Genomic DNA, 14,149 nt, shown 5'->3' with positions numbered 1-14,149 from the left:
CCCTGTTATATGCAGTACTGCAGTACGTCGGAAAGCAAACCGCTTTTGCTGGAAAAACACAAACCCCTGGGAGAGACTCAGGGGCCGCCCCCGCCCTGGAAACATGCGCGTTTCGGACATAGGGAACCTGGGCATGGCCGTAGGGCCGGAATACCGGACCAAGCGCGGCGATCACAGATGCAGAAGCATCCGGCTGTTGCCCAAGGTGTTCGGTTTCACTCGTTCGAGACCGAGGAACTCCGCGACGCCCTCGTCATAGGAACGCAACAGCTCCGCGTAGACATCGGTGTCGACGGGTGTCTCGCCGATCTCCACGAAGCCGTGCTTCACGAAGAAGTCGACTTCGAAGGTCAGACAGAAAACACGGCGAACGCCGAGCCAGCGCGCGGTGTGCAGCAACTTCTTCAGCAACTGATGGCCGACACCCGCGCCCTTCAGGCCGGGCTTCACCGCGAGAGTTCGGACTTCCGCGAGGTCTTCCCACATCACGTGCAGTGCGCCGCAGCCGACCACCTCGGCGTTGTCGTCCCGTTCCGCGACCCAGAACTCCTGGATGTCCTCGTAAAGCGTGACGGTCGCTTTGTCGAGCAGGATGTGGTCTCGGACGTACACGTCGAGGAGGCGGCGCACGGCCGGCACATCGCTGGTCCGGGCCCGCCGGACCGTGATGGCTCTAGCGGTGACTTCGGGACGCTCTGCTGACATGAGCGGACGCTATCGCCCGCCGCCGTCCTGTGCGGAGCCGGGGTTCTCGGCGCCGGTATCGGTGGGGGTATCCATGGTTTCCGGACCCTGGACGATCCGCACCGCGTCCCTGAGGGCCTGTCGCTGTTCGTCGCTCATCATCCCGAAGAAGGCGACGAGAGCGGCGGCCGGGTTGTCGCTCTGCGACCAGGCGTCGTTCATCAGGGCGGCGGCGTACGCGGCGCGTGTGGAGACGGCCTCATATCGATAGGCCCGGCCTTCCGCCTCGCGGCGCACCCAGCCCTTCTGATGGAGATTGTCCAAAACGGTCATCACCGTGGTGTACGCGATGGACCGTTCCTGCTGAAGGTCTTCAAGGACTTCTCGAACGGTCACCGGGCGGTTCCACTTCCACACCCGCGTCATGACCGCGTCTTCGAGTTCTCCCAATGGGCGAGGCACACCTCAGAACAATAGTGGGAGATCCCGGCAATGGCGTGCCGGACGTGCACTTTCAGCGCCAAACGCGAACAAAAGGGGCGTACGGCTCGAAGGACGTGAGCGGCCGGGAGCCGTACGCCCTGGTTCCGGTCGTTCCGGGCGTCGCCGAACGCCTGTCGGAGTCCGTCAGGCGTCGCTGCTGCTGGCGGAGGCCTTCCGTGCGCCCTCCGCGCGCGCGATGGCGTCGACGACGGCGTCCTCCTTGGCCTTGGCGGCCCCGCCCTGGGTCTTCACGATCACGCGGACCAGACCGATGAAGAACACGGCCATGACGACCGGGGGCACGAGCGCGGAGACGTAGTCCATGCGACCAGGGTAGCCACGGGAGGACGAACAGCCGGGTTGGGGTGGACCCATCCCTGTTTCGGCACGTCGCCCGTCCGCCGTGTCCGTCAGCCCGCCGCGAGCCGGTGCTGCGGCGGATCGGCGGGCGGCGAGGACGGCTTCCGGCGCGGGAAGACCTCGCCCGGGGTCGGAATGGGCCGGGAGGGCTTGGGGGCGGCGGGCTCGGCGGGCTCGGGTCCCGGACGCTCCGCGGGACGCTCGGCGGGCTTCTCCGCGGGCTTCTTCCCCTGCTCCTCGCTCGCGCCCTTTGCACCCCTCGCGCCCCCGGGAAGGGCCATCAGCCGCGTACGGGCCTGTACGGGCGTACGGCAGGCGGGCACGCTCGGGAGCCCGGCGCCTCGGCCCGCGCCGCGCACAGGCCCCTCACAGCGCTCCAGGAGGGCCGCGGCGACCGGACTTCCGCTCAGCGCACGCAGTGCGGCGAGGTCGTCCCCGACGGGCCGGTAACCGGCCTCCAGCGCCTCGTCCAGGAGGGTGAAGTACCCGGTGGCGGTCCCGGGCAGGGCGGCGCGGTACCGGGCGAGGTCGGCCACCAGGAAGGCACGCAGCCGGGCGCCCTCGCGCATCGCCTCGTCGAGCGAATCAGCGAGGCTCAGACAGTCCTGGACGTCCTCTGCCGAGGTGGGACCGGGGTGAAGGGCGAGGGCGAGAGCGCGGCGGAGCACACGCAGCTCCGCCACACCGAACACCATGCCGCCGCGGGATCCGTATGGCGTGGGCATGCACCGAAGATACGCACTAATCAGACAAACCCGACATAGAAGCCGGGCGTGGCGCCCACAAGCCACCCGCCTGGCCGCTGCCACGCCCCACCAGGCTCCGGGCTGCCCGCCGCCGACTCCGGCCTGAACATCCACCCGCCCAAACACCGCCCGAACGAAAGCAGGGGCGACGTCCCGGCGGGAGCATGGGCACCGTCCCGGCGGAAGCGCGGGCGCCGCCTCAGCGGGAACACAGGCCCCACCCCGGCAGAAGCAGGGGCACCACCCCAGCGGGAACACAGGCCCCACCCCAGCAGAAGCAGGGGCACCACCCCAGCGGGAACACAGGCCCCACCCCAGCGGGAGCAGGGGCACCACCCCAGCGGGAACACAGGCCCCACCCCAGCGGAGCACGAGCCGCGCCCCAGCGGGAAGACAGGCACCGCCCCGGCAGGAGCAGGGGCACCGCGGCCCGGAGGAAGCACAGGCCTTATCCCAGCGGGAGCACAGGCACCGCCCCGGCAGGAGCGCGCGCCGCCCCAGCACGAGCACAGGCCCCAGCCCAGCGGACCACGAGCCCCGCCCCCGGCAGGAGCACAGGCACCGCCCGGGCAGGAGCGCGGGCGCCGCCCTGGCAAGAGCGCGCGCCATCCCGGCAGGAGCACAGGCCCCAGCCCGGCGGGAGCACAGGCGGCGGCCCAGCACGAGCGCGCGCCGCCCCGGCACGAGGACGAGCCCCACCCAAGCGGGAGCACAGGCCTCGCCCCGGCAAGAGCAGGGGCACCGTCCCGGCGGAAGCACAGGCCCCATCACAGCGGAGCACGAGCCCCGCCCCCGGCGGGAGCACAGGCGGCGGCCCGGCAGGAGCGCGGCACGTGGGAGGGTGCCCGGCCGGCGGGTTGGAGGCGCTGGCGGTAGGCCGGTCCGAACCAGGTCGTGCCGGTGTCTGTCGGCACAGGAGCGGGGCGCACAGGTGTCTCGACCGGTCGGTGGGCCGGTGCCGGGCTCACATGCGCGAGACGTTGCGCTCGTACACCAGGCGCAGTCCGATCAGGGTCAGCCACGGCTCGTGTTCGTCGATGACCGACGACTCGCCGAGGACCATCGGGGCCAGGCCGCCCGTCGCGATCACCGTCACGTCCTCGGGGTCGTCGGTCAGTTCCCGGGCCATCCGGCTCACCACACCGTCGACCTGCCCGGCGAACCCGTACACGATGCCCGACTGCATGGCCTCGACCGTGTTCTTGCCGATCACGCTCCTGGGCCGGGCGACCTCGATCTTGCGCAGCTGTGCGCCCCGGACGCCGAGCGCCTCGACCGAGATCTCGATGCCGGGCGCGATGACACCGCCGACGTACTCCCCGCGCGCGGACACCGCGTCGAACGTCGTCGCCGTACCGAAGTCCACAACGATCGCGGGGCCCCCGTACAGCTCGACGGCCGCCACCGCGTTGATGATGCGGTCCGCGCCGACCTCCTTGGGGTTGTCGGTGAGGATCGGCACTCCGGTCTTCACGCCGGGCTCCACCAGCACGGCGGGCACATCGCCGTAGTAGCGCCGGGTCACCTCGCGCAGCTCGTGCAGCACCGACGGGACGGTCGCGCAGATCGCGATGCCGTCGATGCCGTCCCCGAGGTCGTCGCCGAGGAGCGGGTGCATGCCCATCAGGCCCTGCAGCAGCACCGCCAGCTCGTCCGCCGTGCGGCGCGGGTCCGTGGAGATCCGCCAGTGCTCGACGATGTCCTCGCCGTCGAACAGGCCGAGAACGGTCTGTGTGTTGCCCACGTCGATCGTGAGGAGCATGGCCGTTACTCCGCCTCGCGCAGGTCCAGGCCGATGTCCAGGATCGGCGAGGAGTGGGTCAGGGCCCCGACGGCCAGGTAGTCCACGCCGGTGTCCGCATAGGCCTTGGCGTTCTCCAGCGTGAGCCGGCCGGAGGCCTCCAGCATCGCCCGGCCGTCGACGATCGCCACCGCCTCCTCGCACTCCAGGGGCGTGAAGTTGTCCAGCAGGATCAGGTCGGCGCCCGCGTCCACGACCTCGCGCAGCTGGTGCAGGGTGTCGACCTCGACCTCGATCGGCACGTCGGGGAAGGCCGCCCGCACGGCCTCGAAGGCCTGGGCGACGCCGCCCGCGGCGACCACGTGGTTGTCCTTCACCAGCGCCGCGTCCGACAGCGACATGCGGTGGTTGACGCCGCCGCCGCAGCGCACCGCGAACTTCTCCAGCGACCTGAGACCCGGCGTCGTCTTGCGGGTGTCCCGGACCCGGGCCTTCGTGCCCTCCAGGACGTCCTCCCACGCGCGCGTGGCGGTCGCGATGCCCGACAGACGGCACAGCAGGTTGAGCGCACTGCGCTCGCCGGTCAGCAGGTCCCGGGTGTGCGTGGTGACCGACAGGAGCTTCTGCCCGGCCTCCACCCGGTCGCCGTCCTCGACGTGCCGCTCGACCTCGAACTCATCCGTGCAGACCACGGAGAGCACGGCCTCGGCGACCCGGAGGCCGGCCACCACGCCCGCCTCGCGTGCGGTGAAGTCGGCGGTGGCCACGGCGTCCTCGGGAATGGTCGCGACGCTCGTCACGTCCACGCCGTGGGCGAGGTCCTCCTGGATGGCCACGTTGGCGATGTCCTCGACCTCCACCGGGTCGAGTCCGGCGTCGGCCAGGAGCTGCGCGAGCGCGGGGTCGAGCCCGCACTCCAGGTACGCGTCGTCTCCTTCGGCACCCTCGGCGCCGCAGGCGCAGCCGTCGCCGCAGCCGCCGGTGGGGGCGAGGGGAAGGTCGTCGGTGCTCACTTCTGTCACTGCTCCTGGGGACGCGGGTGGTGCTGGGTAGGGGGGAAGTCTGCGGTGTCGGTGGTGCGTACGGCCAACGTGCGGTCCGGATTCAGCCGTACGACGATGTGGCGCCGCCAGCCGGCGTCGTCGCGGTCGGCGCTGTCCTCGCGCCAGTGGCAGCCGCGGGTCTCCTCGCGCAGCCGCGCGGCGGCGACCAGGACGCGGGCCACGCACATGAGGTTGGTGGCCTCCCAGGTGTCGACGCCCGGCTCGGCGGTCTTGCCGTTCTCGTCGAGGGCGTCGCGGGCCTCGGTGTGCAGCTGCTGGAGCTGGTCGGCGGCCTTGGCGAGGGAGTCGTCCGAGCGCAGGACGGCCGCGCCCTCGGTCATGATCCGCTGGATCGCGAACCGGGCCTCGGGGGCGAGGAGCGGGTGGGCGGGCGTCTCGGGGTGCTCGACCGGCTCGGGCACGCGCGCGTGCAGGCCGTTGCCCGCGTGGCTCGCCGCGATGTCGGCGGCGATCCGCTCGGCGTAGACGAGCCCCTCCAGGAGGGAGTTGGAGGCGAGCCGGTTCGCGCCGTGCACGCCGGTGCAGGCGACCTCGCCGCACGCGTACAGGCCCGGGACGGTCGTACGGCCCCGGGCGTCGGTGCGCACGCCACCGGAGGCGTAGTGGGCGGCCGGGGCGATCGGGATGGGCTCGGTGACCGGGTCGATGCCGTTGGCGCGGCAGGCGGCCAGGATCGTCGGGAAGCGGTGCTCCCACATGTCGGCGCCGAAGTGCCGGGCGTCGAGGAACATGTGCTCGGCGTCCTGCTCCTGCATGCGCCGCATGATGCCCTTGGCGACGATGTCCCGGGGCGCGAGCTCGGCCAGTTCGTGCTGCCCGATCATGAAGCGCACCCCGTCGGCGTCGACCAGGTGGGCGCCCTCGCCGCGCACCGCCTCGGAGACCAGCGGCTGCTGGCCCTCCGCGTCGGTGCCGAGGAACAGCACGGTCGGGTGGAACTGCACGAACTCCAGGTCGGAGACCTCCGCGCCGGCACGCAGCGCGAGGGCCACGCCGTCGCCCGTGGACACGGACGGGTTGGTGGTCGCCGAGAACACCTGTCCCATGCCGCCGGTCGCGAGGACCACGGCGGGGGCGTGCACGGCGCCCACGCCGTCGTGCTGGCCCTCGCCCATGACGTGCAGGCTGACACCCGCGGTACGGCCGTCCGCGTCCGTGAGCAGGTCCAGGACCAGCGCGTTCTCGATCGTACGCAGGCCACGCGCGCGTACGGCCTCGACGAGCGCCCGGGAGATCTCCGCGCCGGTGGCGTCGCCGCCGGCGTGCGCGATGCGGCGGCGGTGGTGGCCGCCCTCGCGGGTGAGCTCCAGCCGCCCTTCGGAGGACTCGTCGAAGTGCGCGCCGGTGTCGATGAGCCGCCGTACCGCGTCGGGACCCTCCGTGACGAGGATCCGTACGGCCTCCTCGTCGCACAGGCCCGCGCCCGCGATCAGGGTGTCGTCCAGGTGCTGTTCGGGGGTGTCGCCCTCGCCGAGGGCCGCGGCGATGCCGCCCTGGGCCCAGCGCGTGGAGCCGTCGTCGAGCCGGGCCTTGGTGACCACGACGGTCTTCAGGCCCGCGGCCTCGCAGCGCAGGGCCGCGGTGAGGCCGGCCACCCCGGAGCCGACGACCACCACGTCCGCGGAGATGGACCACCCGGGGGCGGGCGCGTGCAGTCGTATGCCTGTGCTGGTCACGAGGCGGCTCCGAAGGTTCCGAAGGTGAGAGGGAGGTTGTCGATCAGCCGGGTCGTCCCGACCCGGGCGGCGACGGCGAGGACGGCTTCGCCGGTGAAGTCGTCACCGATGTCGGTGAAGTCGGACGGGTCGACCAGGGCGAGGTAGTCCAGTTCGAGCGGCGGGTCGAGGCGGGCGGCCTCGTCCAGGACCAGACGGGCGGCGGCACGGACGGCCGCGGCGGCCCCGGGCACGGCCTTGGCGACGGCGTGCGCGTCGGCGGCCGCGCGGGACTCCCCTATGGCGCTGAGCGCCTCGGCACGCGCGCGTGTGGAGGGCACTTCGAGGGCCCGAGCGCGCAGCGCCTCCTGCGCGGCGTGCCGGTCGCGGCCGGCGAACAGGGACTGGGACAGGGCGAGGGCCGTGTGCCGCTCCTGGGGCGAGAGATACCGGTTGCGGCTCGACAGGGCGAGGCCGTCCTCCTCGCGCACGGTCGGTACGGCGACGATGTCGACGCCGAAGTTCAGGTCCCGCACCATGCGGCGGATCAGGGCCAGCTGCTGGGCGTCCTTCTGGCCGAAGAGGGCCACGTCGGGGCGGGTGAGGTGGAGCAGCTTGGCGACCACCGTGAGCATGCCGTCGAAATGCCCGGGCCGCGAGGAGCCCTCCAGGCGCTCGCCCATGGGGCCCGCGGTGATACGCACCTGGGGTTCGCCGCCGGGGTAGACCTCGTCCACGGAGGGGGCGAACACGGCGTCCGCGCCGGACTGTTCGGCGATCTTCAGATCGGCTTCCAGGGTGCGCGGGTAGCGGTCGAGGTCCTCGCCCGCGCCGAACTGCAGCGGGTTGACGAAGACGGTGACGACGACCTCGCCGTCCGGCCCGGCGCTCTCGCGCGCGCCGCGGATGAGCGTGGCGTGGCCCTCGTGCAGGGCGCCCATGGTCATCACCACGGCACGGCGACCGTGACGCACACGCGCGTGCAGCTCGTCGGCGGTGCTCAGCAGGGCGGTGGTCATCGGAAGTCTCCGTTCCGGGGCACGCGTGTGGTCGGACGGCTCTCCTGCGCGGTCGTGGGCCCGGACCGGCTCATCGGGTGTCCCCCTCGGTCCGGCCGGCGAGCACCCCGAGGAGGTCCTCCGCGAGTTCCGGCTTCAGCAGCCCGTGCGCGAGCGCGCGGTCGGCGGTCGCGCGGGCCATCGCCAGATAGCCCGCGACGGTCTGCGGGGAATGCCTGCGCAGTTCGGCGACGTGTGCGGCGACCGTGCCCGCGTCGCCGCGCGCGACCGGCCCGGTCAGCGCCGCGTCGCCGGAGCGCAGGGCGTTGTCCAGGGCGGCGCCGAGCAGCGGGCCGAGCATCCGGTCGGGGGCCTCGACGCCGGCGGTGCGCAGCAGCTCCATGGACTGGGCGACCAGGGTCACCAGGTGGTTGGAGCCGAGGGCGAGGGCCGCGTGGTAGAGCGGGCGGTTCTCCTCGGCGATCCACTCGGGCTCGCCGCCCATCTCGATGACGAGGGCCTCGGCGGCCAGCCGCAGTTCCTCGGGGGCGGTGACGCCGAAGGAGCATCCGGCGAGCCGCTGGACGTCAACCGGGGTGCCGGTGAAGGTCATCGCGGGGTGCAGGGCCAGCGGCAGCGCGCCCGCGCGCAGGGCGGGGTCCAGGACCTTCGCGCCGTACCGCCCGGAGGTGTGCACGAGCAGTTGGCCCGGCCGTACGGCGCCGGTCTCGGCGAGGCCCGCCACCAGGCCGGGCAGGGTGTCGTCGGGGACCGTGAGCAGCACCAGGTCGGAGCGCTGGAGGACGTCGGCGGGCGGGGCGACCGGGACGTCGGGCAGCATCAGCGCGGCACGTCGCCGGGAGGCTTCGGAGACCGCGGAGACGGCCACCGGCCGGTGCCCGGCGAGCTGGAGGGACGCGGCCAGCGCGGGGCCCACGCGACCGGCGCCGACGACGCCGACGGTGAGCCGCGCGGGGCGGTCCTTGAGGTCTGGCTGCTGGTCTGTACTCACGCCACGGTGGCCTTCCCGTTCCAGTCCGCTCTGGGTACCGGACGATTTCTCGTCATGTTAACGCTATCGGCTTGAGGACCGATCGCGTTGTCCACAGGCTGTGGGTTTCCACACGTCCGCACGGCGGGCCCGGCGGCAGTTCGCCCGGCGAAAATCCGGCTGCTCGCGCGGAGGCCGACAGGGCATGATCCGGCGCATGACTGATACGGGTGAACAGGGCGAAGAGCGCTCGGCGCAGCAGCGGTTGCGGGAGCGGCGGTCTGCGGCCCACCGGAACGCACAGCGCGTCCTGTCGCGCGCGGGCTGGCGGGGCACGATCCGCGAACGGCTCACGCTGCTGCGGGAGACACCGCCCCAGGTGTACGACCTGGACGAACCGGCGGACATGTACGGCGACCGGATCGTCGCGTCCCTGGAGGAACGGGTCGCCGCGCTGCTGGGCACGGAGGCGGCCGCGTTCTTCCCGACCGGCACGATGGCCCAGCAGGTGGCCCTGCGCTGCTGGGCGGGCCGCACCGGCGACCCCACGGTCGCCGTGCATGCGCTGGCCCACCCCGAGGTGCATGAGCGGAACGCGTTCAGCCAGGTCAGCGGGTTGCGCCCGGTCCGGGTGACCGATGCGCCCCGGCTCCCCACCGCCGAGGAGATACGCGACTTCCCGGAGCCCTTCGGGGCGCTGATGCTGGAACTGCCCCTCAGGGACGCCGGTTTCGTACTGCCTTCGTGGGAGGAGCTCACCGAGCTCGTCGCGGCCGCCCGGGAGCGCGACGCGGTGGTGCACTTCGACGGCGCGCGCCTGTGGGAGTCCACCGTCCACTTCGGCCGCACCCTGGATGAGATCGCGGGCCTCGCGGACAGCGTCTACGTCTCGTTCTACAAGTCCCTCGACGGCTTCGGCGGAGCCGCGCTCGCCGGTCCGAAGACCCTGGTGGAGGAGGCGAAGACCTGGCGGCACCGGTACGGCGGCATGGTCTTCCAGCAGTTCCCCACCGCGCTGTCGGCGTTCGTCGGGCTGGAGCGGGAGTTGCCCCGGCTGCCGGACTATGTGCGCCACGCGCGCGTGGTGGCCGCCGCGTTGCGCGAGGGGTTCGCGGAGTCCGGGGTGCCGTGGGCGCGGGTGAACCCCGAGGAACCGCACACCCACGAATTCCAGGTGTGGCTGCCGTACGACCCCGAGGTGGTGGCGGAGGCGGCGGTGCGCCAGGCCGAGGAGACCGGGACGCTCCTGTTCGGCAACGGGTGGCAGCCGGGCGGCCCCGGCCTTGCCCTCACCGAGGTCACGGTGCGCTCCGCGGGCCTGGAGTGGACGGCGGCCGACGTACGGGCAGCCGTCGCGGACTTCGTGACCAGGTTGCCGGAGAAGGCCTAGCCACAAGATCCGCGGGCGACGCCGCCGGACGGACCGCGCCGGTCGAGGCGGGAAGTCCCCGATTGACGGCCGCCGTCAATCGGGGACGGGCTTGTCAGTGGCGGCGTGCACCATGGGGGCATGAGCGTGCGCATCGACATCGCGGGGCTGCGGCCGGAGAGGGTCGCCGTCGTGCCCTCGCCCCTGGCCGAGCTCGGCATGGCGCTGCACGCGCTGTCCGAGCCGGGGCACCACCCGGGGCTGCAGGGCTGGGTCACCGGCGTGAGTGCCCGGCTCGACTCGCATCTGGCCGACCGGATGTGCGAGGCCGACTTCCTGTGGCGGACGACGTTCTCCGATCTGTTCCTGCCGTTCGCGGGCATCCCGGGCGGGTCCGGGCTTCCGGGCGCCACGCTCGCCGAGGACCTCGATCTGCTGGACAAGCTGACGGACGAGCAGTTCGTGGACACAGCGCTTGAGTTCACCTGCGCGCTTCCCTACGGACTGCCTGGCCCCGGCCCGCTCGCCGACGCCGAGCTGCGCCGACGCGCCTTGGAGCTGGCCGCGGCGCGGGGGCCGCAGCAGATGCGCTTCGCCGAGCGGCTGCTGGCCGACCCGCCCCGGATCCGGGGCTGGCTGCGGCAGTTCCTGGAGGACTGCGACGAGGCGTTCTTCGCGGAGACCTGGTCCCGGCTGCGCCACCAGCTCACGGCGGACGCCCGGCACAAGACGGAGCTGCTGCGCCGCAAGGGCCTGGCGGAGGCGCTGGCATCCGTGTCCCCGGTCGTGACCCTGGACGAGCCGGCCGGCCGGATCACGGTCGACAAGCTGGGCGAGGGGCGTACGGCCACGGCGGACGGCGGCCTCCTGCTCGTACCGACGAGCCTGGGCTGGCCCCACCTGATGGTGCTGCACCGGTACGACTGGCAGCCGGTCCTGCACTATCCGGTCGGCTCCCCCGAACTCGCCGCCCCGCCCTCCGTCGAGCAGCTCACCCTGCGGATGACCGCCCTGTCCCACCCCGTCCGCATGCGCATCTGCCGCAATCTCGCCCGCAGCGCGTACACCACGAGCGAGCTGGCCCAGGTCCATGGCATGACCGCCCCCGAGATATCCCGGCACCTGAGCGTCCTCAAGAAGGCGGGCCTGATCACGACCCGGCGCCGCGGGCGGTACGTCCTGCATCAGCTGGACGTGTCGGTGGTGGCGCGGCTGGGCAGCGACTTCCTGGAGGGGATCCTCAGATAGCCGGGCCGCCGGAGACAGCCGGGCAGCCCGTCAGTCGAAGCGGATGTGCTTCACACCGACCCCGGCCTGCCTGAGCCGCGTCCGCAGCGCTCCCTCGGTGTTGGGCCTGAGGGTCAGCCCGGCCAGGACGGCGATCCGGTCAGCGGTCTTCGGCACGGTCGAGTGGTCGGTCCACAGGTGCTCGGCGAACTCCGGCTCGCTCAGCCGCTCCAGGCAGTGGTCGAGCTGCCGCACGGCCCAGCTCTCCCTGCGCAGACCGGCGTTCTTCCCGGCGACGTGGCGCAGGAGGTGCCCGAAGCCGCGCTCGCGCAGCCGCCGAAGGACGGTCTCGCGCTGGGCGAGGAGCGTGAAGTGGCGTACGTCGTGGCCCAGTTCGCGCAGCCGGCCGACCGTCTCCTCGAAGCAGACGGGGTCGGTGACGGTCATGGGGGCGATCACCGCGCCGTCGCGCTTGGTGAGGGCGAGGTCGAGCACCTCGACGACGCCCTGTCGCCAGGAGGTCAAGTCCCGGAAGTCTCCGCGTAGTTCGGGCGGGAGCGTACGGTGCAGGCCGAAGCCGGCGTACTCCGGATCGCAGATCACGCTGCCCGGAAGCCGACGCTGGATCTCGTGTGCGGTCTGTGTCTTGCCGCCCCCGAAGGGGCCGTTGATCCACAGGAGCATGCGCAGACCCTAGTGCCCGCCGGGCACGCGGGAGTCACGTTTCCGGGAGTCGTCCCGGAGTCGCGCTTCCGGGAGTCGCCCCCGAGACACGGTTGCGCGGACTCAGCCGAGCCCGCCGGCCCGTACCAGCCCCGTCTCGTACGCCAGGACCACCACCTGCACCCGGTCCCGCAGTCCCAGCTTCGTCAGGATGCGGCCGACGTGGGTCTTGACCGTCGCCTCGGACAGCACCAGCCGGGCGGCGATCTCGCCGTTCGACAGGCCCTGCGCCACCAGCACCATGACCTCGCGCTCACGGTCGGTGAGCCGCTCCAGCTCCTTGTGCTGGGGTTCGCGGCCGGTGGCGGGCAGCATCGGCGCGAAGCGGTCGAGCAGGCGGCGGGTGGTGGAGGGGGCGACGACGGCGTCGCCGCTGTGCACGGCGCGGATCGCGGTCAGGAGTTCACCGGGCGGCACGTCCTTGAGCATGAAGCCGGAGGCGCCCGCCTTCAGCCCGGAGAAGGCGTACTCGTCGAGGTCGAAGGTGGTCAGGATCAGCACCTTCGGCGGGTCGGGCTCGGAGCAGACGCGGCGGGTGGTCTCCACGCCGTCCAGCTTCGGCATGCGGACGTCCATCAGCACCACGTCGACGGGGGTGGAGCGCAGCACCTGCAGGGCCTCGACGCCGTCGCCCGCCTCCGCGACGACCTCCATGTCCGGCTGGGCGGCGAGCACCATCCGGAAACCGGTGCGCAGCAGCACCTGGTCGTCGACGAGCATCACGCGGATCGTCATCGGGGCCTCTTCCGTTTCCGTCTTTCCGACTGCTTGCCGGTATGTCTGTGGGTCTGGTCGTGGGGCTGCTGGTGCGTCCGCTGGGGGGCGTGACAGGTGTCAGCAGGGGGTGCGCTGCCGCGTCAGTGCGCCGGTTTGAGCGGGAGCAGGACGCTGATACGGAAGCCTCCCCCGGGACGCGGGCCCGCGTCGAGGGTGCCGCCCACCATGCCGACCCGCTCGCGCATGCCGATCAGCCCGTGGCCCTGGCCGTCGGCACCGCCCTCCTCGTACAGCTCGTGCGGGGCTCCCTTGCCGTCGTCCTCGACGAGCAGGCCCAGCCCGTCGTCGAAGTAGACCAGGCGCACGCTGGCGCCCGCGTTCGGCCCCCCGTGCTTGCGGGTGTTGGTCAGCGCCTCCTGCACGATGCGGTACGCCGTGAGCTCGACACCGCTGGGCAGCGGGCGCGGGGTGCCCTCGACCTTGAAGTCGACGGGCAGGCCGGAGCTGCGGCACTGCTCGACGAGGTCGTCGATCTGCTCGACGTCGGGCTGCGGGACGTACTCACCGACCTCCTGGTGCTCCCCGGTGCGCAGGACGCCCAGCAGGCGGCGCATCTCGGCGAGGGCCTGGCGGCCGGTCGAGGAGATCGTCTCCAGGGCCTTCTTCGCCTGGTCGGGCGCGGAGTCGAGGACGTAGGCGGCGCCGTCGGCCTGCACCACCATCACCGACACGTTGTGCGCGACCACGTCGTGCAGCTCGCGCGCGATCCGGGCGCGCTCGGCGGCGACCGCGACCTTGGCCTGTGCCTCGCGCTCCTTCTCCAGCCGGGCGGCGCGCTCCTCCAGCTGTTCGAAGTAGGCGCGGCGGGTGCGCATCGAGTCGCCCAGCACCCAGGCCAGGGCGAAGGGCACCGTCTGGAAGACCGCTATCGCGACCTTGCCCGGGAGGCTCGCCTCCGCGGCGGGCCAGCGGATCTGCGCCAGGGGGGCCGCGCACAGGCTGATGGTCAGGGCGAAGCGGGAGGCCCAGCGCGCTCCGAGGGTGGCCACCGTGTAAGTGATCACCAGCATGGCGAAGTCGGCGACGGTCGTCTCGATGTCCAGGACCAGCTGCGCCAGTCCGGTTGCGGCGGCCAGGAGCAGCATCGGTTCCGGGAAGCGGCGGCGCAGCGCGACGACGACGCACAGCACGGCGGACACCGCGAGTCCCGCGGCTACCGATCCGTGGTGGTCAGGGGCCCCGTTGACGCTGGTCACGCTCACGCCGGAGATCCCGAAGAGGACGACGGCCCAGAAGGTGTCGACCCACGTCGGGTGCCTGCGGAGGAAGTCATAGAGGCGCTGCACGTAACCCAGAGTAGGGAAGCGAGATGTGTGCAGGGGTCAACCGGA

14 protein-coding genes are annotated in these 14,149 nt (G+C 72.3%); 2 read left to right on the top strand and 12 right to left on the bottom strand.

Features of this window, described 5'->3' with window-relative positions:
* Window positions 1-171 precede the first annotated feature (171 nt).
* From ACZ4EG_RS37935 to ACZ4EG_RS37895, 9 genes are all read right to left on the bottom strand, one after another.
* Entirely contained in the window at window positions 172-705 is a 534-nt protein-coding gene (locus tag ACZ4EG_RS37935; RefSeq protein WP_467793845.1) for an amino-acid N-acetyltransferase, read from the bottom strand.
* 9 nt (window positions 706-714) lie between these two features.
* Window positions 715-1,110: a BlaI/MecI/CopY family transcriptional regulator gene (locus tag ACZ4EG_RS37930; RefSeq protein ID WP_390711636.1), complete on the bottom strand. Its 396-nt coding sequence runs from the start codon at window positions 1,108-1,110 to the stop codon at window positions 715-717.
* A gap of 201 nt (window positions 1,111-1,311) precedes the next feature.
* Complete coding sequence (locus tag ACZ4EG_RS37925) at window positions 1,312-1,491, bottom strand: hypothetical protein (protein ID WP_453547677.1); 180 nt, start codon at window positions 1,489-1,491, stop codon at window positions 1,312-1,314.
* Window positions 1,492-1,577: 86 nt separating this feature from the next.
* The gene (locus ACZ4EG_RS37920; RefSeq protein WP_453547801.1) at window positions 1,578-2,222 is read right to left on the bottom strand and encodes a hypothetical protein; all 645 of its coding nucleotides are present in this window, start codon (window positions 2,220-2,222) and stop codon (window positions 1,578-1,580) included.
* Between the two features lie 1,015 nt (window positions 2,223-3,237).
* Window positions 3,238-4,035 (bottom strand): type III pantothenate kinase, encoded by a 798-nt coding sequence (locus tag ACZ4EG_RS37915; RefSeq protein WP_453547674.1) that lies wholly within the window; start codon window positions 4,033-4,035, stop codon window positions 3,238-3,240.
* A 5-nt stretch (window positions 4,036-4,040) separates the two neighbouring features.
* On the bottom strand, window positions 4,041-5,027 hold the full coding sequence (gene nadC / locus ACZ4EG_RS37910; protein WP_453547672.1) for a carboxylating nicotinate-nucleotide diphosphorylase: 987 nt from the start codon (window positions 5,025-5,027) through the stop codon (window positions 4,041-4,043).
* Between the two features lie 5 nt (window positions 5,028-5,032).
* Entirely contained in the window at window positions 5,033-6,754 is a 1,722-nt protein-coding gene (locus tag ACZ4EG_RS37905; RefSeq protein WP_467793844.1) for an L-aspartate oxidase, read from the bottom strand.
* Window positions 6,751-7,752 (bottom strand): pantoate--beta-alanine ligase, encoded by a 1,002-nt coding sequence (panC, locus tag ACZ4EG_RS37900; protein WP_467793843.1) that lies wholly within the window; start codon window positions 7,750-7,752, stop codon window positions 6,751-6,753. Before panC ends, ACZ4EG_RS37905 begins: the two co-directional genes overlap by 4 nt.
* A 70-nt stretch (window positions 7,753-7,822) precedes the next feature.
* Window positions 7,823-8,743, bottom strand: coding sequence for a Rossmann-like and DUF2520 domain-containing protein (locus tag ACZ4EG_RS37895; protein ID WP_363296471.1), 921 nt, complete (start codon window positions 8,741-8,743; stop codon window positions 7,823-7,825).
* Window positions 8,744-8,939: 196 nt separating this feature from the next.
* Between ACZ4EG_RS37895 and ACZ4EG_RS37890 the strand changes: the two genes are divergently transcribed.
* On the top strand, window positions 8,940-10,112 hold the full coding sequence (locus tag ACZ4EG_RS37890; protein WP_467793842.1) for a threonine aldolase family protein: 1,173 nt from the start codon (window positions 8,940-8,942) through the stop codon (window positions 10,110-10,112).
* Between the two features lie 120 nt (window positions 10,113-10,232).
* Window positions 10,233-11,339, top strand: coding sequence for a DUF5937 family protein (locus tag ACZ4EG_RS37885; RefSeq protein WP_453547663.1), 1,107 nt, complete (start codon window positions 10,233-10,235; stop codon window positions 11,337-11,339).
* A gap of 30 nt (window positions 11,340-11,369) precedes the next feature.
* Here the strand turns inward: ACZ4EG_RS37885 and ACZ4EG_RS37880 are convergent, their stop codons facing one another.
* From ACZ4EG_RS37880 to ACZ4EG_RS37870, 3 genes are all read right to left on the bottom strand, one after another.
* Window positions 11,370-12,002, bottom strand: coding sequence for an AAA family ATPase (locus ACZ4EG_RS37880; protein ID WP_453547661.1), 633 nt, complete (start codon window positions 12,000-12,002; stop codon window positions 11,370-11,372).
* 102 nt (window positions 12,003-12,104) lie between these two features.
* Window positions 12,105-12,776, bottom strand: coding sequence for a response regulator transcription factor (locus tag ACZ4EG_RS37875; protein WP_363296467.1), 672 nt, complete (start codon window positions 12,774-12,776; stop codon window positions 12,105-12,107).
* Window positions 12,777-12,898: 122 nt separating this feature from the next.
* Window positions 12,899-14,104: a sensor histidine kinase gene (locus ACZ4EG_RS37870; RefSeq protein WP_467793841.1), complete on the bottom strand. Its 1,206-nt coding sequence runs from the start codon at window positions 14,102-14,104 to the stop codon at window positions 12,899-12,901.
* Window positions 14,105-14,149: the final 45 nt, after the last annotated feature.

It is taken from the genome of Streptomyces sp. NPDC025638 (genome assembly GCF_055558775.1).
This window is presented reverse-complemented; position numbering and strand designations above follow the sequence as displayed.

Bases quoted from the DNA above. Each gene is read 5' to 3' on its own strand.
- ACZ4EG_RS37935 (WP_467793845.1), bottom strand. From the start codon at position 705: ATGTCAGCAGAGCGTCCCGAAGTCACCGCTAGAGCCATCACGGTCCGG.
- ACZ4EG_RS37930 (WP_390711636.1), bottom strand. From the start codon at position 1,110: ATGACGCGGGTGTGGAAGTGGAACCGCCCGGTGACCGTTCGAGAAGTC.
- ACZ4EG_RS37925 (WP_453547677.1), bottom strand. From the start codon at position 1,491: ATGGACTACGTCTCCGCGCTCGTGCCCCCGGTCGTCATGGCCGTGTTC.
- ACZ4EG_RS37920 (WP_453547801.1), bottom strand. From the start codon at position 2,222: ATGGTGTTCGGTGTGGCGGAGCTGCGTGTGCTCCGCCGCGCTCTCGCC.
- ACZ4EG_RS37915 (WP_453547674.1), bottom strand. From the start codon at position 4,035: ATGCTCCTCACGATCGACGTGGGCAACACACAGACCGTTCTCGGCCTG.
- panC (WP_467793843.1), bottom strand. From the start codon at position 7,752: ATGACCACCGCCCTGCTGAGCACCGCCGACGAGCTGCACGCGCGTGTG.
- ACZ4EG_RS37890 (WP_467793842.1), top strand. From the start codon at position 8,940: ATGACTGATACGGGTGAACAGGGCGAAGAGCGCTCGGCGCAGCAGCGG.
- ACZ4EG_RS37885 (WP_453547663.1), top strand. From the start codon at position 10,233: ATGAGCGTGCGCATCGACATCGCGGGGCTGCGGCCGGAGAGGGTCGCC.
- ACZ4EG_RS37880 (WP_453547661.1), bottom strand. From the start codon at position 12,002: ATGCTCCTGTGGATCAACGGCCCCTTCGGGGGCGGCAAGACACAGACC.
- ACZ4EG_RS37875 (WP_363296467.1), bottom strand. From the start codon at position 12,776: ATGACGATCCGCGTGATGCTCGTCGACGACCAGGTGCTGCTGCGCACC.